General features: G+C 59.8%; 16 protein-coding genes. 5 read left to right on the top strand and 11 right to left on the bottom strand.

Annotated features, from left to right (window positions below; all coding sequences use genetic code 11):
- Positions 1 to 7: 7 nt before the first annotated feature.
- Together V3390_RS04810 and mtgA are read right to left on the bottom strand one after the other, a co-directional pair.
- Positions 8 to 994, bottom strand: a complete 987-nt coding sequence (locus V3390_RS04810) for a glycosyltransferase family 2 protein (protein ID WP_331703573.1) — start codon at positions 992 to 994, stop codon at positions 8 to 10.
- 40 nt (positions 995 to 1,034) lie between these two features.
- Complete coding sequence (gene mtgA / locus V3390_RS04805) at positions 1,035 to 1,769, bottom strand: monofunctional biosynthetic peptidoglycan transglycosylase (RefSeq protein WP_331703572.1); 735 nt, start codon at positions 1,767 to 1,769, stop codon at positions 1,035 to 1,037.
- A 60-nt stretch (positions 1,770 to 1,829) separates the two neighbouring features.
- Between mtgA and V3390_RS04800 the strand changes: the two genes are divergently transcribed.
- From V3390_RS04800 to V3390_RS04790, 3 genes are all read left to right on the top strand, one after another.
- A complete protein-coding gene (locus tag V3390_RS04800; RefSeq protein WP_331703571.1) occupies positions 1,830 to 3,056 on the top strand; it encodes an aspartyl/asparaginyl beta-hydroxylase domain-containing protein in 1,227 nt (408 codons plus the stop codon).
- Positions 3,043 to 3,936 (top strand): Hsp33 family molecular chaperone HslO, encoded by an 894-nt coding sequence (hslO, locus tag V3390_RS04795; RefSeq protein WP_331703646.1) that lies wholly within the window; start codon positions 3,043 to 3,045, stop codon positions 3,934 to 3,936. Before V3390_RS04800 ends, hslO begins: the two co-directional genes overlap by 14 nt.
- A 138-nt stretch (positions 3,937 to 4,074) precedes the next feature.
- The gene (locus V3390_RS04790) at positions 4,075 to 4,911 is read left to right on the top strand and encodes an XOO1806 family protein (RefSeq protein ID WP_331703570.1); all 837 of its coding nucleotides are present in this window, start codon (positions 4,075 to 4,077) and stop codon (positions 4,909 to 4,911) included.
- 61 nt (positions 4,912 to 4,972) lie between these two features.
- Here V3390_RS04790 and V3390_RS04785 read toward each other — a convergent pair whose 3' ends face one another.
- From V3390_RS04785 to V3390_RS04770, 4 genes are all read right to left on the bottom strand, one after another.
- Positions 4,973 to 5,929, bottom strand: a complete 957-nt coding sequence (locus V3390_RS04785; protein WP_331703569.1) for a class I SAM-dependent methyltransferase — start codon at positions 5,927 to 5,929, stop codon at positions 4,973 to 4,975.
- A 114-nt stretch (positions 5,930 to 6,043) separates the two neighbouring features.
- On the bottom strand, positions 6,044 to 8,602 hold the full coding sequence (locus V3390_RS04780; protein WP_331703568.1) for a TonB-dependent receptor plug domain-containing protein: 2,559 nt from the start codon (positions 8,600 to 8,602) through the stop codon (positions 6,044 to 6,046).
- A gap of 196 nt (positions 8,603 to 8,798) precedes the next feature.
- On the bottom strand, positions 8,799 to 10,583 hold the full coding sequence (locus V3390_RS04775) for a phosphoenolpyruvate carboxykinase (GTP) (protein WP_331703566.1): 1,785 nt from the start codon (positions 10,581 to 10,583) through the stop codon (positions 8,799 to 8,801).
- Positions 10,584 to 10,621: 38 nt separating this feature from the next.
- Complete coding sequence (locus V3390_RS04770; protein ID WP_331703565.1) at positions 10,622 to 11,248, bottom strand: TetR/AcrR family transcriptional regulator; 627 nt, start codon at positions 11,246 to 11,248, stop codon at positions 10,622 to 10,624.
- A 142-nt stretch (positions 11,249 to 11,390) separates the two neighbouring features.
- On the opposite strand from V3390_RS04770, the gene V3390_RS04765 reads away from it, so the two are divergent.
- The gene (locus V3390_RS04765; protein WP_331703564.1) at positions 11,391 to 13,925 is read left to right on the top strand and encodes an acyl-CoA dehydrogenase; all 2,535 of its coding nucleotides are present in this window, start codon (positions 11,391 to 11,393) and stop codon (positions 13,923 to 13,925) included.
- On the opposite strand, the gene V3390_RS04760 is transcribed toward V3390_RS04765, so the two are convergent.
- On the bottom strand, positions 13,922 to 14,752 hold the full coding sequence (locus V3390_RS04760) for a metallophosphoesterase (protein WP_331703563.1): 831 nt from the start codon (positions 14,750 to 14,752) through the stop codon (positions 13,922 to 13,924). The genes V3390_RS04765 and V3390_RS04760 overlap by 4 nt on opposite strands.
- A gap of 83 nt (positions 14,753 to 14,835) precedes the next feature.
- A complete protein-coding gene (locus V3390_RS04755; protein ID WP_331703562.1) occupies positions 14,836 to 16,215 on the bottom strand; it encodes an NTP/NDP exchange transporter in 1,380 nt (459 codons plus the stop codon).
- Between the two features lie 149 nt (positions 16,216 to 16,364).
- Between V3390_RS04755 and V3390_RS04750 the strand changes: the two genes are divergently transcribed.
- Entirely contained in the window at positions 16,365 to 17,729 is a 1,365-nt protein-coding gene (locus V3390_RS04750) for a serine hydrolase domain-containing protein (RefSeq protein WP_331703561.1), read from the top strand.
- 157 nt (positions 17,730 to 17,886) lie between these two features.
- On the opposite strand, the gene V3390_RS04745 is transcribed toward V3390_RS04750, so the two are convergent.
- The 3 genes from V3390_RS04745 to gcvT all read right to left on the bottom strand — a co-directional run bounded on the left by V3390_RS04745 (position 17,887) and on the right by gcvT (position 20,340).
- Positions 17,887 to 18,219 carry a hypothetical protein gene (locus tag V3390_RS04745; protein ID WP_331689220.1) on the bottom strand — a complete coding sequence of 111 codons (333 nt, stop codon included), beginning with the start codon at positions 18,217 to 18,219 and terminating at the stop codon, positions 17,887 to 17,889.
- A gap of 542 nt (positions 18,220 to 18,761) precedes the next feature.
- Complete coding sequence (gene gcvH, locus V3390_RS04740; protein ID WP_331689219.1) at positions 18,762 to 19,151, bottom strand: glycine cleavage system protein GcvH; 390 nt, start codon at positions 19,149 to 19,151, stop codon at positions 18,762 to 18,764.
- 79 nt (positions 19,152 to 19,230) lie between these two features.
- Positions 19,231 to 20,340 (bottom strand): glycine cleavage system aminomethyltransferase GcvT, encoded by a 1,110-nt coding sequence (gcvT, locus tag V3390_RS04735; protein ID WP_331703560.1) that lies wholly within the window; start codon positions 20,338 to 20,340, stop codon positions 19,231 to 19,233.
- Between the last annotated feature and the right edge of the window lie 27 nt (positions 20,341 to 20,367).

The following is a 20,367-nucleotide window of genomic DNA, read 5'->3' as shown; positions in this document are numbered from 1 at the left end:
TACGGCTTTAGTGGCCGCTGCGATCGGGCAACTGCTGGTCAACGAGATACAGCGGCCGCTGCTTGGACTCGTTATACATGCGCCCAAGGTATTCGCCGATCACGCCTAGCGCCAGCAACTGCACGCCACCGATAAAAAGAATCACGGCCATCATCGAAGGCCAGCCGGCCACCGGATCGCCATACAGCGCCGCACGAATCATGACGAAGGCCATGCCCGCAAAGGCAAACAGCGCCGCGACCACGCCTGTATAGGTTGCTAACCGCAACGGTGCCAGTGAGAAGCTGGTGATGCCATCGAGCGCCAGATTCCACAGCCCGCGGAAGTTGAACTTGGTCTTGCCGGCATTGCGAGGCGCGCGTGAGTACGGCACGGAAATGCGGTTGTAACCGACCCAGCCGAACAATCCCTTCATGAAGCGGTTGCGTTCGCGCAATTGACCCAGCGCCTGCACGGCACGCTCGGACAGCAAACGGAAATCACCGGTATCGGCGGGAATCGGCGTGTCCGACAGATGTCCGATCACGCGGTAGAACCACTTGGCAGTGATGCGCTTGAACCACAATTCGCCATCGCGATTGGTGCGGGTGCCGTACACATCGTCATAGCCTTGCAGCCAATACGGCACCAGCGAGCTGATCAAAGCCGGCGGATCCTGGCCATCGGCATCGAGAATGACGACGCCGCCCTGCTCGATCTGATCAAGACCTGCGGTGAGTGCGATTTCCTTGCCGAAATTACGCGACAGACGCAGCACGGAGACCTGCGGATCCTGCTCGCGGAACGATTGCAGAATGGACCAGGTGGCATCGTGACTGCCGTCATCCACATACAGAACGCGCGTCTCGATGCCGTGCGCGGCATGGACATCATCGAGCGCCGCACGGATCAGCGGATGCAGCAAGGGCAGCGAGCTGGCCTCATTGTAGGCAGCAACCAGTACGGTCAGGCGCCGATGAGCTGCATCTGCGTGGGTCGTACTGAAGTTACTCAAATCCGAATTCCGTAGCGGGTTCCATGCAGTATAGCGGGCTTCAGTCCAACTGCTTCAAATAGCCGCGACCGCCGATGCGCCCCATCTGCCGCTCAATCCAGCGCGCACGACGGCTGACATAGGGGCCCGGGTTGGCGGCATTGTAGCGTTTGGGATTGGGCAGCACGGCGGCAAGCCGCGCGGCCTGAGAGCGTGACAACTTGCTCGCGTCAGTACGCCAGAACTTGCGCGCTGCAGCTTGCGCACCGTAGACGCCATCGCCCATCTCGGCAATATTGGCGTACATCTCGATAATGCGATGCTTGGGCCACAAGGTTTCAATCAGCAGCGTGTACCAGGCCTCAAGCGCCTTGCGGAAATAACCGCCGCCGCTCCACAGAAACAGATTCTTGGCGACCTGCTGCGAGATCGTGGAACCGCCGCGCACCCGTTTGCCCTTGGCGTTATTGGCATAGGCCTTTTCGATGGCTACCACATCGAATCCGTAATGCTCCGCGAACAGCTGGTCCTCGGCGGCAACCAAAGCGACCGGCACATTCGGCGACATTTTGCTTAGAGGTTCCCAGTCGTAACGCCAACGGTAGTCCTTGTCGCCGCCGATCCACGCATCCACTTGGCGCCACAGCATGAAGGCCGTCATCGGTGGCGGCACAAAGCGCAGTACCAGAACCTGCAGCACGCTGATCAGCACCAGTACGCCGATGGTCTTGAAGATCAGCGTGGACCAACGGCGCCGGGAGCGAGTGGCAGATGGAGAGACATTTCGAGGAGTCATGGGAACTCAGTTTACGGCAGGACTGACCGAATAATGTGCATCGCAAGGTACACTTCAACCATGAATTCGTCAGACTCCATGGATGCGCTGCGTCGCCAGCAGCAACTCGATCAACAGGTCCATCAGCTGTGCCAGATGGCCATGCAGAATGCCGACCGCGGCCAGTTGCAGACAGCCCGCGAACTGCTGGACCGTGCCGTGCAAATGGCGCCAGGACATGCCCTGGCTTTGGCCTATCTCGGACGCGTGCTGCATCGGCAAGGGCAGATCGAGTTGGCTCGAACGGCATTTGATCAGGCCGTCGCTGCGATGCCTTCGGCATGGGGACCACGCTTTGAAAAAGCACAATTTCTGGAGTCCGTTGGCGACGTGCGCAACGCGGCGCTGATGTGGCGCACCGGCCTGCAGTTCATGGCGCCGGAACAGCAGGCGGATCCGACACTGCGCGACCTGGTGCAACGGGCCGAGGCGGCGCAGGCGCAAGATGCGGAAGCGCTGCACGAACATCTGTGGTCACGGACCGACGAGTTGCGCAACGGCGAATCCGGCAAACACCTGCGCCGCTATCTGCATTGCCTGGACATTGCCACCGGCCGTCGGCCCTTCGTCACGGCTCAGCCGATTCACTTGCCGTTCCCCGAGTTGCCGGCGATCCAGTTCTTTGATCGGACGGACTTTGCATGGGCGCGCGATGTCGAAGCACAGACCGACCGCGTTGTGCAGGAGCTGCTAGCCGTATCGGCCGCCGATGCAGAAGGCTTCGTGCCGTATGTTCAAACCCGCGAGGGTGAATCCTCCGGTCAGTTCGATGCACTCGATCGGGATGACGGTTGGAGTGCGTACTTTTTGTGGAATCAGGGGGTGCGCGTTGACGCCCACTGCGAGCGTTGCCCAGCCACCGAGGCCGCGGTCGCCATGGCGCCGCAGATTCAGGTCAAAGAACGGGCACCGGCTGTGTTCTTCTCGGCCCTGCGACCGCATACCGAGATCCCGCCGCACAACGGCGCGACCAACGCGCGCCTGACCGTTCACCTGCCGTTGATTATCCCGCCCGACTGCGCTCTGCAGGTCGGCGACGAGGTTCGCACCTGGAAACAAGGCGAATTGCTGATTTTTGACGACACCATTCGGCACAGCGCCTGGAACCGCAGCGACCAGCGCCGCGTGGTTCTGATCTTCGATATCTGGAATCCGCTGCTGTCAGACCTTGAACAACAGCTAGTTGCCCGCACTATTGAGGGAATGATTGACTACTACGGATCTTCTAATGACCTTGGCGAACTCTGATCAAGCCACCCGCTTCCTGTTGCCGGAGCTGGGTATTCGCGGCGTGGCCGTGCACCTGGCCGACAGCGCCGAGCGCATCCGTGACCGTCCCGACTACACCGAGGCCGTCTCGCACCTGCTGGGCGAAGCGACTGCCGCCACCGTAATCCTTGGCCACCACATCAAGGTCGACGGCCGCCTGTCGCTGCAACTCAAGACCGATGGCGATCTACGCACTCTCTTTACTGAGAGCACGGCGCAAGGCACCGTGCGCGGTATCGCCCAAATTGCCGAAGGCGCGACCGGCCCCGAAGTGCGCGACCTTACCGCGCTGGGCGGCGACCGCCTGCTGGCCATCACTATTGAGAACAAGGGTGTCGGCAACCGCGAGATGCAGCAGTACCAGGGCCTGGTGGCCGTGGACCGCCCGACCTTGGCCGAAGCCATTGAACAGTACTTTGTGCAGTCCGAGCAGTTGCCGACGCGATTGCTGCTGGCCGCCGACAAGGGCCATGCCGCCGGCCTGATGCTGCAGAAGCTGCCCGGTTCCGACGACCGCGACCGGGACGGCTGGGACCGCGCGCTGGCACTGTTTGAGACGCTGGGCGAACAGGAACTTCTGGACTTGCCCTCGGCCGAAGTATTGCACCGTCTGTTCCACGACGAGACGCTGCAGATTCTGGAACAGTCGCCGGTCACCTTTGCTTGCTCGTGCTCGCGCGAACGGGCGCAGGACATGCTGATTTCGCTGGGCCCGGACCCCGAAGGCGACGGCCTGGACCACCCCACCGACGTCAAATGCGAGTTCTGCGGTGAGGACTATCATTTCACCGCCGGAGAGATGGCCGTCATCCACGCGTCGTCACAAGCTGAACAATCCGGACCTGTCACGCTGCAGTAGCCCTAAAGTCCGATGAACGGGCTGCCGAATTGCCTTGCAATTGACATATTGTTCCTGTTAAATGGTTATTAACAAGTCGTAAACATGGAGTTGGGATCCGGAACTTTTTTCGGAGACTGACTGTCCAACTGAGTACACATGTCAAAGCGCCGTATTGCCATCGCCAGTTTTGCAGTTGCCGCGTCCCTCGCGGCAACGTCGGCGTTTGCGCAATCGTCCAAAAACGCCACCGTTTTGCCCTTGTGGAACGGCAACAGCGGCAAGGTCGAGGCCCTGCTCCTGCTCGAGCCCACCACCAACGGTGGCCGCTGGCAAATGGGTTCTAACTCGCTGAGCGCTTCGCTCGGTTTGAGCGGTGGCGACACGCTCGGCGTCATTTGTAAAAACAGTGCTTCGACTTCGGCCATTTCTTCGTTGTCCGGCAACTGTGTACTCGCCGCAGTCGACGGCGATGGCCGTCGCAACGCCACTAGCGCCTTCAGCGGTGTGAGCCTGACGCGTAACGGCGGCAAGATCGGCGTACTCGCCGGTGGCGGCACGGCATCCCTGCCCAACTGGCTGTCAAACCCCGGCCTGGCGCGCAACAGCCAACTGAACCAAAACAGCCTGACCGTGTTCGGTGCCAAGAATATCGGACGTGAGGCCACCATCTCCATCGGCGGCACGCTCGCCCGCGCACGTCTGGTCCCCGCAAATGATGTGCCGGCCCTGGCCGACCGTTGGGACATGCAATCGCTTAGCGTCGGTGCCGGTTACGGCAACTTCAGCGCCTCCATTGTCGGACGTGTAGTAGAAACGCCAAACCAACCCAAATACCGTAATGTCGGCCTGGGTCTCAACTGGCGCGCCCCCTGGAAGGGCGAATTCTCCATCGGTGCCGAGAGCGTTGTGACGCGCGGCAAGAATCCTTTCGCAGACAACATCAGCGAAGACGAGGGCGCCGTGCCCTACGTCCGTTACCAACAGGGTCTGTAATTTCGATTCACCGCAGCCGACTTCCGGCAACTGAGTCAATGGCGCCTTATCGGCGCTTTTTTTATGCCCAGCGTTTCGGCAGCGTAACCTCAATGGCCCAAGCCAACAGGCCTTCGGCCTGGCGCAACTCATTCACGTTTACCACTGCGTCCGCAGGGAGCGTGGTGCGCAGTGCGTCCATGTCCGCGACACTTAAGGCATGCGAGACCAACTCACCACTGCGCAGCACCGACCGCTCCACGGCGCTGCGCCACTGCCTCAACGTAGACTCCGCGCCAAATGACGGATCCTGAGCAGCGCGCTGCAACAGCTGATGCACGCCCTGCCGCGCCTGGATCATGACATCGGGCGCTACAGATGACGTAATCGCCTGCCCCAGCTCCGTAATCGCTGCGTTGTATGCGATCCTTGCTGCCACCGCCGTGGCATCCGCATTCAAGCGTGTCGCATCCGTACTCGCCAAGCGCACGTACGGCAACAGCGTTATCGCGGCCTGCAACAGCCCCTGCGGGGCCAATAAGCGCGAGGCGCCATCAACCTCTGCCTGCGCCACTTGCGCCAGCCGCCCCTGCGCATGGTGACACACCAAGTACCAACGCGCACCGGGAGCAGAGAGCGCCACAGTCTGCTGTACGGACTCCGGCCGCGGAATGTACTCCCAGCCAAACTGACTAGTTAGCACATCAAACGACCTGCCCTGCGCGGCCAGTGCGGCCAGCGGGGTGTTACCGAGCATCTCGACCTGCGGGAATGCACTTGCGCTCCACCACCCCGGTGCGATCGCAGCGGCATCAATCCCGGTAATTTGCAGATCCGCGCGAAGCCCGGCCAGCAACTTTGGCAACGGCCCGTTGCCGGTGGCAATATCGAGCACCGCTGCACGTTTGGCAAAGGAGTCGGCCGTACGGCGCCAGTAATCACCAATCGCGCCGCCATAGCCCTCGTCCAGACTCCCCACGCACGAATGCAGGGCCCCGCTCTGCCAATATTCGGTCCAAGCCTCGTTTCGGGTGGTCATGCGTAATGGAATTCGCTGAAAAACATCAGTAAGTATAGGCAAAAAGAAAAGGGCCCCGAAGGACCCTTTTCTTTTTCTCTGTTACGTAGGAACTTTCCGTTCCCGCTGCTTCGATTAGAAGCGTTGGGTGTAGCGGAAGTACACGGTACGGCCGTAGGCGTCGTACAGGTAGAAGTTCCACGGACGGCCGCCATAGCCGACCAGTTCCGGGTACCGGTCACCGATGTTGTTCACACCGACTTGGACCGTAGCATTCCACGGAGCATTCCAGGTGGTGAACACGTTGTTCAGCGTGTAGCCGCCAACGGTACCGGTGGAGTCGGATTGACCCTTGATGTAGTTGTGCGAGGTACCGAAGGTCCAGTCGCCCACATTGTAGGTGTTGGTCAGCGTAGCGCGCATGTCCGGCAGACCCTTGGTACCGGCTTGATCGGTGCCACCGTCAATGGTGAAGTCGAGGATCTTGGCGATGGCCAATTGGTTACGCATGGTGCCTGCACCCACGGCAAAGCGGGTACGCAAAACGGCGTCCACGTACTTCGCTTCCAGGTTACCTTCGTTGCCGTAACCGGCGTTGATGCGGGTGATCGAACCGTCAGCAGCGCGGATCACGCCCAGACCGGCAGGAATCGGACCCAGGGTCGGATCGTTGGAGCGGTCGATCAGGGTTTGCGCATCGAACGAACGGATACGGTCGCTGATTTCGATGTTGCGGTAGTCAACGGTCGCGTTGAACCAATCGGTCGGATCGACAGCAAAACCGACGGACCATTGCTTGGATTGCTCCGAAGCCATGTCCGGGTTGGCGCGGAACCAGGTGTCAACTTGGACGCCGGCCTTTTGGCACTGGGCCGCAGTACCACCAAACACTTGGCAGGTGCGCGGATCGATAACCGATTCAGCCGAGAAGGTGTCCTTCTGGGTGATGATGCTCAGGTCCGGAGCGCGGAAGCCTTCGCCGTACGAAGCACGGACGGTCAGGCGGTTCAGCGGCTGCCAGCGCATCGAGACCTTCGGCGAGAAGTCCGAACCGTAGTCGCTGTACCTATCGAAGCGGCCGGCCAGGGTGAAGTCCAAGGTGCGGGCAACCGGGAACAGCCATTCGAAGAAGGCCGAACCGACGGTGCGATCGCCACCGGCCGAGTTACCGGCCGAACCGTCGATCAGACCGGCTTCGGACAGTTGGTCGTACTGATCGGAGAAGGTTTCTTCGCGGAATTCGACGCCAAGCACGGCGTTCGAGGTGCCGCCGGCCATTTCGAACACGTCGAAATTGGAGATGGCGAAGATTTCGTTCACGTCAAAGAACGATTGTTGACCAATGGTTGCGGTCACGTCCGGGTGCGCAGGACCAAACGGGTCCTTGACGTTGTAGCCACCGTTGTCAAACGGCAGTTCCATGGCAGCAACCACCAACGGGTTGACGGTGTAGCCGGTACCCTTCGAAGAGTACTTGTAGGAGCTGCGACGCAGACCGAAGTCCAGGTCAACCTTGTCCCACACGCGGCCCTTGAAGCCCAGCAGGCCGTCATAGACGTTGGCGTCGGTGCTGGTGTCGCGGTTACCGAAGGCGGCCAAACGGTGGTAAAGGGCGGTGGACAGGCCGTCACCCTTGATCACGTCGTTCGGGGTGTTGTCGGCGACCAGGAACAGGCCCGGAACCGGCGCGTAACGGCCGAACGATTCGACGTTATTGACCGAACCGTTCATGTAAACGGACCAGTTGTCGTTGATGTTGTATTCGCCACGGGCGAACATGCCCTTGGTCTTGATGGAGGCTTCGTTGGCGGCAACGGAGTTGAAGTCGAACGAGCAGGTACCGCCCGAAGTTTTCCAGAAACCGTTGGAGTCACAGGCGAAGCCCGGCACGGCAGCCGGTGCAGTCTTGAACGTACCCTTGTTCTGGTCGTAGACGCGGTAGTTGTTGCCGTAAACCGAAACGCCTCGGACATAACCGATTTGGTCACGGGTATACACCATGCCGCGTTCGGTGCTGTTGACGCCGGCCAAGATGTTGCCGCGTTCACCGGAAGCACCGAAGGTGGCTGCGAACTCGGCGGTGTCGCCGCCCTTGACCTTGGTTTGACCGATGCCGTAACGGATTTCGGCGCCGTTGAAGTCTTTACGGGTGATCACGTTGACCACGCCGCCGATGGCGTCCGAACCGTACACGGCGGATGCGCCGTCGGTCAGGATTTCAACGCGTTCGATGGCAGCAGCCGGGATCGAGTTGACGTCGTTGGAGTCCGCGGCGAACGGAGCCTTCGGCAGGCGACGGCCGTCGATCAGGACCAGCGTACGGCCGGAACCCAGACCGCCCAGGTCAACGGTAGCCAGCGCTTGAGCCGACGAACCGGATTGCGGACGGAAGTTACCGGCCGAAGCGGCAGGAACGTCACGCAGTACGTCAGCGACCGAGGTCTTACCGGTTTGATCCAAGTCTTGCTTGGTCATGACGGTGACCGGGGTGGCACCTTCGACATCGGCGCGCTTCAGGCGCGAACCGGTGACGGTGACCTTACCGACCGACTTGGTGGTTTCTTCTTTCTTTTCAGTGGTTTGATCGGTATTGCTGTCCTGGGCGGATGCAACGCCGGCAAAGGCGATCGAAGCGACGCCGGCTACGAGGCCGATCTGGATCGCTTGAGCCAACTTGTTGTTGGTCAGTTTCATTCAACTACTCTCCGAAGGGAATTTTTACGTTTCCGCCCATTTCAGTGACTCCCGTTCAATCCTGAACAAAGGTTCACCAACATGGGGTTGATTCGAGCATAACGCAATTTTCACAGCGTTGCACCACTACCCAGCATTTTTTTGTTTATTTTTTATTAATGCTAGTGAATTCAACAGCTTAAGTTAATTTTCGAACTTATCCGTTCAATTGCTCAGCAATGGCCTGTTGCAAGCTGCGCAGCTCTGCGGGCAGCCTGTCGCCATATTCGTCGAGATATTCGCCGATGGACTCGAACTCGCGGGCCCAGCCTTCGCGGTCAAAATCGAACAAAGTTTTTACGGCTTCCTCACTCAGAGCCAACCCGTTGAGATTGAGATCCTCGGCTTGCGGTAGTGAACCGATCGGTGTGGCAATTGCCGAGGCATCGCCGTTGACACGATTGATGATCCACTCGAGCACGCGCATGTTGTCGCCAAAGCCCGGCCACAGAAACGAACCGTCACTACCCTTGCGGAACCAGTTGACGTGATAGACGCGCGGTAGGTTGTCGGTCTCATCGGCAAACGACAGCCAGTGCCTGAAGTAGTCACCGAAGTTGTAACCGCAGAAGGGTTTCATCGCCATCGGGTCGCGGCGCATCACACCGACCGCACCGGTCGCGGCAGCGGTGGTCTCCGAACCCATCGAGGCACCGATCAGTACGCCATGCTCCCAGTCCCGCGCTTCGAACACCAGCGGCACCAGCGACGGACGACGGCCACCGAAGATGATGGCGCTGAGCGGGACGCCCTGCGGATTCTCGGACTCGGGCGAATACGAGGGGCACTGCTTGGCGCTTACGGTAAAACGCGAGTTGGGATGAGCGGCCGGACCGTTGGCGGGATCAAACACCCGACCATGCCAGTCGAGCAACGGATGCGAATCGCCGCCAATGCCCTCCCACCACGGCTGATTGTCGGCAGTCAGCGCGACATTGGTAAAGATCGTGTTCTTTTGAATCGTCGCCATGGCATTGGGGTTCGACTCGGTCGAAGTGCCCGGCGCCACGCCAAAGAAGCCCGCTTCGGGATTGATGGCATACAGCCGACCGTCCTGACCGGGACGCATCCAGCAGATGTCATCGCCGACGGTCCACACCTTCCAGCCCTTTTCGCGGTAGGCCTCGGGCGGAATCAGCATGGCCAAGTTGGTCTTGCCGCAGGCCGAAGGGAATGCCGCGGCCACATAGTGCGTCTCACCCTCGGGCGTCTCAATGCCGAGGATCAGCATGTGTTCGGCCAGCCAGCCTTCCTTGCGTGCCTGGTGCGAAGCGATCCGCAGCGCGTGACACTTCTTGCCGAGCAGCGCATTGCCGCCGTAGCCCGAACCGTAGGACTTGATGCTGAGCTCTTCGGGGAAATGCATGATGAAGCGGCGCTGCGGATCGAGTTCACCGATCGAGTGCAGCCCCTTGACGAAGGACCCTTCGCGCTCGATACGTTCCAGTGCGGCGGCACCCATGCGTGTCATCAGACGCATATTGGCCACCACGTACGCGGAGTCGGTAATCTCGACACCGCAGCGAGCGAGCGGCGAATCAATCGGTCCCATGCAGTACGGCACCACATACATCGTGCGACCGCGCATGCAACCCTTGAACAGCGCATCCATCTGCGCATGACCGTCGACCGGCGACATCCAGTGATTGTTCGGACCCGCGTCATCGCGCTTGGGCGTGCAGACAAAAGTCAGGTGTTCAACACGCGCCACATCGTCCGGATCCGAGCGATGCAGATAGCTGCCCGGATGGGTGGCCTCGTTCAATTTCTGCATCGTGCCGTCAGCGAGCATGCGACTGATCAGCACCTCGTATTCGGCCTCGCTACCGTCACACCATTGCACGGCATCCGGCTGCGTCAGCGCGGCAACTTGCTCAACCCATTGGCGAAGCGAATCCAGTGTAGTGGGCTGGGTGGGGCTGGCCAATGCGGTTTGATTCATTGCGGATCGTTCCTTTGCAGTCGGTTGGTGGGAGGAGCTTACGGCGCCATGGTCTCAACGATGTGCTCGACGAAGGCGTTGTACTGATCGCGATCCATACGCATGTGCTTGAGGTTGGCGTTGAGCTGGATGAAACCGACGTACGCCGAATAAATCAGGTTGGCACGATGGCGTGCCTCGGCCGGTGCCAGGCCGGACTGCTCATAGGAGCGGGTCAGATAATCCAGACGTCGCGCGCTCATGCGTTCAATCACCGGCATCACGATCGGGTGATCAAAGGCCTTGACCAGTTCAATGAACACTTTGTGCGATTTGTACTCGTGGGCGATGATGTGGATCATCTCGCGCAACCGTTTCGAAGGATCGGCGATATCCTCGAGATGTTTCCAGATGGCATCCATCTCGAGTTGTTCCCAGCGATACAGCGCGGCACCGATCAGCGCATCGCGCGACGGGAAATGCCAATAGAAGCTGCCCTTGGTGACGCCAAGCTTGCGGGCCATGGATTCGACTGCGACTGAGGCAATACCGGCCTCTGCAATCTGGTCCAACGCGGCCTGCGCCCAGTCATCGGCGGAGAGGCGAACGCGACGTCCGCGGAAAGAGGTTTCAGCCGGCGCACTGGCGGGCGGCGTGACTACGAATGCAGGAGGCGTGATCTTCATGTCTAATGGAGAGAATAGTCGGTTTTATGTGGGAAACGAATCGGTTGTCGGACCCTGAGAATTCGTCTAATCTAGTAGTATTCACCATACAGTATCGTATGGTCAGCATGCAAACCCTGCCTCGCCGGAGCGTCGTCTATATATGAGCGTTGTGTATCCCCTTCTTGTTGCCTTATTGGTTACCGGCCTTGCCGCGTATATGCGCTGGCGCTTGCCGGTGTATTTCATCGCCCTGTTGGGCGCACTGGCGCTAACCTGGGTGCTCGGTGGCCATGTCGCCACCACCCTGACCTTGTTGGTCATCGGCGCTCTGGCAGCTGTCGTGCTGCTGGTCGCTCCGCTGCGCAAATCCATCATCTCGGCCCCGGCGCTGCGCATCTTTGCCAAGATTCTGCCACCGCTCAGCGAGACCGAACGCGTGGCGCTCGAAGCCGGCACCGTCGGCTTTGAGGGCGAGCTGTTCTCCGGCAGGCCCAACTGGGACATGCTGTTCGCGCAACCCAAGCCGGAACTGACAGCCGACGAACAAGCCTTCCTGGATGGTCCGGTCGAGGATGTCTGCCGCATGACCAACGACTGGGAGATCACGCACATCCGGGCCGACCTGTCGCCGGAGATCTGGGATTACATCAAGCGCAACAAGTTCTTCGGCATGATCGTGCCTAAGGAATACGGCGGTCTGAGCTTTACGGCGCTAGCTAACCACAAGGTCATCCAGAAACTGGCCTCGGTCTCGAGCGTATTGAGCTCGACCGTCGGCGTGCCGAACTCGCTGGGTCCGGCCGAACTGCTGATGCATTACGGCACCAAGGAACAGAAAGACTATTACCTGCCGCGTCTGGCCGACGGTCGTGAAGTGCCCTGCTTTGGCCTGACCGGTCCGTGGGCAGGTTCCGATGCCACCTCGATTCCAGACTACGGCGTGGTCACGCGTGGTGAGTGGAACGGCGAACAGGTGCTGGGCGTCAAGCTGACCTTTGATAAGCGCTACATCACCCTCGCCCCGGTTTCGACACTGATCGGTCTGGCCTTCCGCATGTACGATCCGGACGGTCTGCTGGGTCAGACCAAGGACATCGGTATTACGTTGGCACTGGTGCCGCGTGACACGGCCGGTGTGGACATCGGTCGCCGCCACTTCCCGCTGAACTCGCCGTTCCAGAACGGTCCTATTCACGGTCGCGAAGTGTTTGTCCCGCTGTCGCAACTGATCGGCGGTCCGGAATTCGCCGGCAAGGGCTGGCAAATGCTGGTCGAATGTCTGTCCATCGGTCGCTCCATTACCCTGCCTTCGACGGCCTCGGGCGGTGCCAAGCTGGCCGCCGTGGTGACGGGTTCGTATGCCCGCATCCGTAAGCAGTTCGGTCTGTCCATTGGCCGCTTCGAAGGCGTCGAAGAAGCGCTGGGTCGCATTGCCGGTCACGCCTACACGATCTCCGCACTGGCCGAAGCCTCCGCTGCAGCCGTGACGCGAGGTGAGTTGCCCGCCGTGCCATCGACCATTTCCAAGTACCACTGCACCGAGATGGCCCGTCAGGTCGGTCAGGATGCCATGGACATTCATGGCGGCAAGGGCATTATTCTCGGACCACGCAACTATCTCGGCCGGGCCTGGCAAGCTGCACCGATCGCCATCACGGTCGAAGGCGCCAACATCATGACGCGCACGCTGATGATCTTCGGTCAGGGCGCCATCCTGTGCCACCCGTGGGTCCTCAAGGAAATGAAGGCCACGCAGATCACCGATCCGCGCGAGCGTCTGGATACCTTCGATGCGGCGCTGTTCGGCCACATCGGCATGGCCATTTCCAATGCCGTGCGTTCGTTCTGGATGGCACTGACGGGTTCACGTTTTGGCGCGGCTCCGGGCGATGCCTACACGCGTCGTTACTTCCGTCGCCTCAACCGCTACTCGGCGGCGCTGGCGCTGGTCGCTGACAGCTCCATGTCGCTGCTCGGCGGCAAGCTCAAGTTCAAGGAAAACCTGTCGGGTCGTCTGGGCGACGTGCTGAGCCATCTGTACATTGCTTCGGCCGTACTCAAGCGTTTCCATGACGAAGGCACGCCGGAAGCCGACAAGCCGCTGCTGGCCTGGAGCTTCCACAACAGCTGCTTTGAAATTGAAAAGGCCATGTCCAACGCCCTGCGCAACTTCCCCGTGCGCTGGGCCGGCTACCTGCTGTGGATTCTGGTGTTCCCGCTGGGCCGTCGTGCGCAATATCCGTCCGACCGTCTGTCGCACAAGGCTGCATCGCTGCTGATGACGCCCAACGAATCGCGCGAACGCATGAGCCGCGGAGTTCACACCGCACCACACGCCAACAATCCGGCCGGTCGCATCATTTCCTACCTCGAAGCCGTAGTGCTGGCCGAGCCGGTCGAACGCAAGTTCGTCAAGGCGCTCAAGAACAGCGATATCGAAGCACTCGACTTTGCCGCTCAGCTCGATGAAGGCGTGCGCGAAGGCTGGATCACCGATGAAGAGCGCGATCTGCTGCGTGCCCTGCGCGAAATGACGATCGACACGATTGCCGTGGACGATTTCGACACCGAAGAACTGCGTTCGGCGGGCTATGCCCGGTTTGCGGCGCTGAATTCGCAGGCCGCGGCTAACGACAGCAACCCCATGCTGTCGTCGCCGGCTACGGATACCGATATCGGCCGCAATATCGCCTAACGGGCTTGCGTTGCCCGCCGGAGTGTCAGTTGCGACACTTCCGGCGGCACGCCAAATCGCAACGACACAATCGAAGTCCCGACGCCGCGCGTTACGAACAACGCGCGACCGTCGGGTTCTCTGTATAGGCCATCGACAAAAGTCGATTCGGCTTTGGGCTTGAACCAGAAGGCGGGATAGCCCCCAATCGGAACATGAATCTGACCGCCGTGGGTATGACCGGCCAAGGTCAGTCCGACCTCTTCAGGAATCTGCTCGAACAGCTCCGGATTGTGAGTCAACGCAATCTTCGGCAAGTTCGGCGCACTGCGTGTCTGCTCCAGCGCGAAGGCAATGTCGGGGTGGCCTTCGTCCTTGTCACCGATACCGACCAGCCAGAACTCGCATTGCCGTACTTTCATGCGGACGGCACGGTTGTCGGTCATGTGAATTCCGGCCTTGCGGAAATCCTGTGCAATCTGCTGGCCGTTCTTCCACCAGTCGTGATTGCCGAGTACGGCGTAGGTCGGCTTCTGTCGCGCCAACGGCTGCAGATGGTGCGCCACCGTAGCGCCGCTGACATAGGTTCCGCCCAGCACACTTAGGATGACGTAATCACCCGCCAGCAAAACGACGTCCGCATCACTGCGCTTCAGGTCGCCAACCAGGCGATCGAGATTGTCTACGCCGTTGTTGAGCGAACCCGTGTGGATATCCGATACCAGATCGATCCGCACACCCTCACAGGCCGCCGGCAACTCGTTGACGCCCACCGAGTGCGGCACCATGTGCAGCTGGCGCGGTTCAACGACGGCGCCGTACACCATGGCGGCTGCGGCCAGTGTCATTGTGCCTAGGACGATCGCCCGAGCGAGCGGGCGTCCACGCAATAAGATCCGATCTTTCACCATGGACGCAGTGTACTTGGGTGTTACTGACTGTCGTCTTGATCAGTATCCGTGCGCGACCGCTCGGCGTTGCGGGCTAGGCGATAGCCAACCCAAGCCGCCGCAAGACCGGCAGCCGCTGCGACGCCGGCAAACTGGCCTACGGTGGTGCCGATGGACTTCATGGCGCTCATCGAGGTGGAAATGGCCAGATCGCCGAAGCGCCACACCGCCGTATCCACCGCGTTCTTGCCCTGATAGCGCAGATTACGCGGCACGGCAGCGAACATGGACTCACGGGCCGGCCCCAGAATGCCGTACATCAGTGCACGACTGACCACCAGGGCCATTACAACCCACGGCATGTTCATCACAAACGGCCACAGACCGCCGGTGAGCTGCGCCGATGCCGCGGCCGAAGAGGCGCCATTGATTGCAGCGCCCGCATCGGGCACCAGAGCTACGGCCAGCAGCGACAGTGTCGCACCGAAGGCCCAGATCAGCACCGCCGGCACAATGCCCCAGCGGGTCAGAATCCAACGCGTCAGCACGAGCTGCGTGATCACCACCAGCGAGTTGGTCGCCAGATCCACATTGGCTGCAAACGCCGTGCGTTCGGCCGCATCGGTAAAGGTCTGGCCGGTGTAATCGGCCACCAGTGCGTAGTTGACGGTGCCGATGCCATCGCCCAGCAACATCAGGATCGCCATGCCCCCGACAAACGGGTTAGTGAAAATCTGTTTGAGGCCGTCAAACATACTGCCGCCCACGCCCTTGTCATAACTGGCGCGTTCGGTTGCCGTGGCCGTTGCGCTGGACCAGCGTGACAGCAGCACGATGCACACAAACGAGCCGCACAGCAGCAGGGCCGAGACCGCCAGCAATGGCGCCACGCCGATAACGTTGACCAGTGAGCGCGTCAGCATCGGTCCGACGATGGTGCCGATGGTGCCGCCCAGAGCGATCATAGGGAATAGGCGCTTGGCCTGTTCGGGTCGCCATATGTCAGTCATGAAGGTCCAGAACACCGACACCACAAACAGATTGAACACACTGACCCAGACAAAGAACAGCGTGCCCAGTTCCCTGGGCGTCATCAGCCCCTGCTGATTAAACAGCGGAATAAAACCCAGCAGGCACGCAATGAAGAAGGCATACACACCCGGCACCACGATGCGCCGCGGATAGTTTGCCGACAGCCATGCGAATACCGGCGTCAGCAGCAAGGTCGCTATAAAGGTGGCCAGATAAAACCACGGCAAGTTGGTGGAGCCAACGGCGGCGGAAAACTGCTCGCGAACCGGTCGCACCACGTAATAGGCGCTAAGTACTGAAAAGAAGTACAGGGCCGACAAGCCGGCAGCGCCCCACTCGCCTTTATGGACACGTTTAGTGGACGAATCCGGAGTTCCTGCTGTTTGCATTGCGATGGCGTCGCCATTCAGTTACCTGAGCGAAGTGTACTCCGTTCAGCAGCAAGATGCTGTTTTCTGTGACCTTTGGGGGTGCCCGTCATAGGAGATCGGGCTATGATGGACTTCGATTTCCGCTACACCGTCGAGGCCTGCGCCCAGTGAGCTCCGTTTTGTTCCGTCGCCTTACCGTCCTGTCCACCGCGCTCACCGCCGCCCTCGTAATCCCCTCCGCTCCAATACGCGCCCAATCGGATTTAACGGTCCGCGCAGGCGCTCTGGCCGCCGCTCAGGCCGGTCCGGCCGCAGGTACAGCACTGCCCTCGAACTTTGAAGTGCGCGAATTCGAGTCACTGGCACAGCAGATTGTCTCGCAGGGAAAGATTCCCGGCATGGCCATGGCCATCGTGCACGACGGCCGCATCATCAGCGCCCGCGGCTACGGTCTCAGCAAACCGTTCGGCGGCACCGGCGTAACGGCCCATACGGTCTATCGCCTGGCATCGGTGTCCAAGAGCTTTGCGTCCACGACAACGGCCACGGTCGTCAACGAGGGCAAGCTCAGCTGGAACACTCCGGTTCGCTCCATCGTGCGCGAGTTCAATCTGATCGATCCGGCGGCAGCGGAGAGCGTTGATGTCGCTGATCTTTTGAGTCACCGTGTCGGGCTGCCTAAGAATGCGCTCGACCGCGATATCGAACATGGCATGGATTTTGCAGCCGCCCGCGCCAAGCTCGCCACCGTCAAGCTCACCTGCCGTCCCGGCACGTGCTTCAATTATCAGAACGTGGCCTACAGCGTCATCGGCGATGTTCTCACCCGCACCACCGGCCAGCCTTACGGCCAACTGGTTCAGCAGCGGGTGCTCAAGCCGCTTGGTATGTACGATTCCAGCGTTGGTCTGTACGGTCTGCGTGGCAGCGCCGCGTGGGCCGTGCCTACGGTGTACCGCAACGGTGGCTGGTCCGCCGTCGAACCCAAGCCCACCTATTACGAAGTGAGCCCCGCCGCCGGTGTAAACAGCAGCGTCTACGACATGGCGCAGTACATGATTGCGCATCTTGGCCATCGCCCGGATATGCTGTCGTCCTCCATGTTGGACACCTTACATCGCGAAGTCGTGAATACACCCAAAGAGGCCGCGTCCAACGAATGGCGTCGAGCTCGTCTGAACTCGGCAGGTTACGCACTGGGTTGGCGCGTACTGAACTACATGGGTCGCGATGTGGTGTTCCATGGCGGCGCCGTGCAGGGCTATCGCACCCTGATTGCCATGATGCCGTCCAAGGACATTGGCATCGTGGTGCTGTGGAACAGCGAAAGCGGTACGCCGTCGGGCCTGATGCCTATGGTGATGGATCGGGCGCTGGGTCTGTCGCCGCGCTCATGGGTCCGCGTCAACGGACTGAATCTCGGTGAGGTTGAATCCGATGATGCCGTACCGCAAAGCGGCAATCAGACCGGTGCGCAACGCGATCCGCTGGGCGAGTTCATCCGCAACAACGTCGACAGCAACCGTCAGTAAGGCGCGCATAAAAAACTCCCCTCCGCCTAGGCAGTCGGAAGGGAGTTTAGTCGCGCGAGCGCGGTATCGGGACTTTCTGTTTTTTACTGCTTGACCTTGCGGGCTTTCGCGCTCGCAAGGTGTCGGGGGCCGCGAACGAGTCGAGCCCCCGTATTACTTACGCCTTCGGTGCGGCCTTCTTGACGGCCTTCTTGGCAGCTTTCTTGGCCGGAGCCTTCTTCACTGCTTTCTTTGCGACCTTCTTGACGGCTTTCTTGGCGACCTTCTTAGCAGCTTTCTTGGCCGGAGCCTTCTTCACTGCTTTCTTGGCGACCTTCTTGACGGCCTTCTTTACGGCTTTCTTGGCGACCTTCTTGACAGCTTTCTTGGCCGGAGCCTTCTTCACTGCTTTCTTGGCGACCTTCTTCACTGCCTTCTTTGCAGCCTTTTTAGCCGGAGCTTTCTTGACTGCTTTCTTTACAGCTTTCTTAGCGACTTTCTTAGTTGCCATCTTTGTATCCTCGTCAGTAGGTAATTGAATCAATTGCCCAGGATTTAAAAATTGTCCATGGCGGGATTGCCATCACAGCAGTTGCCTGCTAAGTCGAAACGTAAACACGTCAATTTGCCCTGTCAACACTTGTTGACAATTTTTTTCATGCGCGAGTCGAACCTCAACTTGCCCGACTACACCCGTGCAACGTCATGTCGTCTGACGATTACTACGATCGATTCACGACGAGGCAACTGAAAAAATCATTTCGATCCTATTTTTACAGATAGTTTTCCTGCATTAGGTTTACGCAATGCAGCTTGCGTCCCGCATGCACTTAACAGGACACACACTCGCTACGGCGTACAGCGAACCCAAACGCCCGCTGAAAATTTTTTTTACGCGCCGCATCAAAGAAACCCGATTCGACTTGTTTGCGTTCGATTTGCGCAAACTTTTCGGACGTCGCAACGCGTCACGATGAGCAGGCTGAGTGACAAAAAAAACGACCGCATCGCTGCGGTCGTTGTGTCTCACGACGGATTTCTCTGCAACACGTATCAGTCGTTCGCAACCGATTCGGCATAAGCATCGGCATCAAGCAGATCGTTGATCTGTTCCTTGTCGCTCAATTCGACAGTAAACAGCCAGCCTTCACCGAATGCATCTTCGTTGATCGTTTCCGGCTTGTCCGACAGGGCTTCGTTCACTGCAACCACAGTGCCGGAAACCGGAGCGTAGACATCGGATGCGGCCTTGACCGACTCGACAACGGCACAGGCAGTGCCGGCTTGCACTTCGTCACCGATCGAAGGCAGTTCGACATAGACCAGATCGCCCAGCAGTTCCTGCGCATGGTCGGAGATGCCGACGGTGGCCTTGTTGCCTTCTTCAACACGTGCCCACTCGTGGGACTTAAGAAATTTCAGATCGTTAGGGATGTCATTCATGGCGGACTCCGAAAAGTAAGGGATGAGTTCAACAGTAAGAAGGGGGCGGGAATTAGTTTACAGCGGTAGCAGGCGGCAATCACTCGGCAAGAATGCCCGGCTGCGCCTTGCCGTCGCGAACAAACGGAATCCTGACGACGCGCACCGGGATCAGCTTGCCGCGAATGTCGACGCTGACATCGCCCGGCTCACCGGCCGGCACGCGTGCCAGTGCAATGCCCTTCTTCAGGGTCGGCGAGAAGGTGCCGGAAAGGATTTCACCTTCGCCGACGGCGGTCTGCACTTTCTGTCCGTGGCGCAGCACACCCTTTTCATCGAGCACCAGACCGATCATCTGACGCTTGACACCACCGGCGTTCAAGGTCTCGAGCACTTCGCGGCCGACAAAGTTGCGCCCCTCATCGAGACTCACAGTCCAGGCCATACCGGCTTCATACGGATTGACGGTTTCGTCCATATCACTGCCGTACAAGTTCATGCCGGCTTCGAGCCGCAGCGTATCGCGAGCACCCAGACCGCACGGACGCACACCCGCCTGCAGCAGCGATTGCCACAGTGCAACGGCCTGACCTTGCGGCACCAGCACTTCGAAGCCATCTTCGCCGGTGTAACCGGTACGGGCCACGAACAGCTCGGTGCCATCTTGCAGTGCGGCGCGCGTTGCCGCGAACTTGCCGAGCTTGGTTACAGCTGCTCGGTCCGACTCCTGCAGCAGGCCGATGACCTTGTCGCGGGCATTGGGTCCCTGTACGGCAATCATGCCGAACTCCGGACGCTCAGAAACGGTGACCGAAAAATCACGGGCTTGCTGTTCAATCCATGCCAGATCCTTTTCACGCGTCGAAGCGTTGACCACCAGACGGAAGAACGAATCATCCATGTAATAGACGATCAGATCGTCGATGACGCCGCCTTGCGGATTGAGCATGGCGGTATACAGCGCCTTACCCTTGACCTTGAGCTTGTCGACATTGTTCGCCACCAGATGACGCAGGAACTCGCGGGTGCGCTCGCCATTCAGATCAACGACGGTCATGTGCGACACGTCAAACATGCCGGCGTCGTTGCGCACGGACTCATGTTCTTCGACCAGCGAGGTGTACTGCACGGGCATATCCCAGCCACCAAAGTCGACCATGCGGGCACCGAGTTCGCGGTGGGCTTCGTTCAGTACAGTTTTTTGCAGCATAGTGGCTCTCAACTAGAAGGGTTAAAG

This window comes from Aquilutibacter rugosus, from assembly GCF_036541335.1.
GTDB classification, from domain to species: domain Bacteria; phylum Pseudomonadota; class Gammaproteobacteria; order Xanthomonadales; family Xanthomonadaceae; genus Aquilutibacter; species Aquilutibacter rugosus.
Note: the sequence above shows the minus strand (reverse complement) of the source record. Positions and strands in the feature narration are given on the sequence as shown.

What these genes read in the sequence shown, in the direction of transcription:
- mtgA (WP_331703572.1), bottom strand. Translation starts at nt 1,769, where the DNA reads ATGACTCCTCGAAATGTCTCTCCATCTGCCACTCGCTCCCGGCGCCGT.
- V3390_RS04800 (WP_331703571.1), top strand. Translation starts at nt 1,830, where the DNA reads ATGAATTCGTCAGACTCCATGGATGCGCTGCGTCGCCAGCAGCAACTC.
- V3390_RS04790 (WP_331703570.1), top strand. Translation starts at nt 4,075, where the DNA reads ATGTCAAAGCGCCGTATTGCCATCGCCAGTTTTGCAGTTGCCGCGTCC.
- V3390_RS04785 (WP_331703569.1), bottom strand. Translation starts at nt 5,929, where the DNA reads ATGACCACCCGAAACGAGGCTTGGACCGAATATTGGCAGAGCGGGGCC.
- V3390_RS04780 (WP_331703568.1), bottom strand. Translation starts at nt 8,602, where the DNA reads ATGAAACTGACCAACAACAAGTTGGCTCAAGCGATCCAGATCGGCCTC.
- V3390_RS04775 (WP_331703566.1), bottom strand. Translation starts at nt 10,583, where the DNA reads ATGAATCAAACCGCATTGGCCAGCCCCACCCAGCCCACTACACTGGAT.
- V3390_RS04770 (WP_331703565.1), bottom strand. Translation starts at nt 11,248, where the DNA reads ATGAAGATCACGCCTCCTGCATTCGTAGTCACGCCGCCCGCCAGTGCG.
- V3390_RS04765 (WP_331703564.1), top strand. Translation starts at nt 11,391, where the DNA reads ATGAGCGTTGTGTATCCCCTTCTTGTTGCCTTATTGGTTACCGGCCTT.
- V3390_RS04760 (WP_331703563.1), bottom strand. Translation starts at nt 14,752, where the DNA reads ATGACACTGGCCGCAGCCGCCATGGTGTACGGCGCCGTCGTTGAACCG.
- V3390_RS04755 (WP_331703562.1), bottom strand. Translation starts at nt 16,215, where the DNA reads ATGCAAACAGCAGGAACTCCGGATTCGTCCACTAAACGTGTCCATAAA.
- V3390_RS04745 (WP_331689220.1), bottom strand. Translation starts at nt 18,219, where the DNA reads ATGGCAACTAAGAAAGTCGCTAAGAAAGCTGTAAAGAAAGCAGTCAAG.
- gcvH (WP_331689219.1), bottom strand. Translation starts at nt 19,151, where the DNA reads ATGAATGACATCCCTAACGATCTGAAATTTCTTAAGTCCCACGAGTGG.
- gcvT (WP_331703560.1), bottom strand. Translation starts at nt 20,340, where the DNA reads ATGCTGCAAAAAACTGTACTGAACGAAGCCCACCGCGAACTCGGTGCC.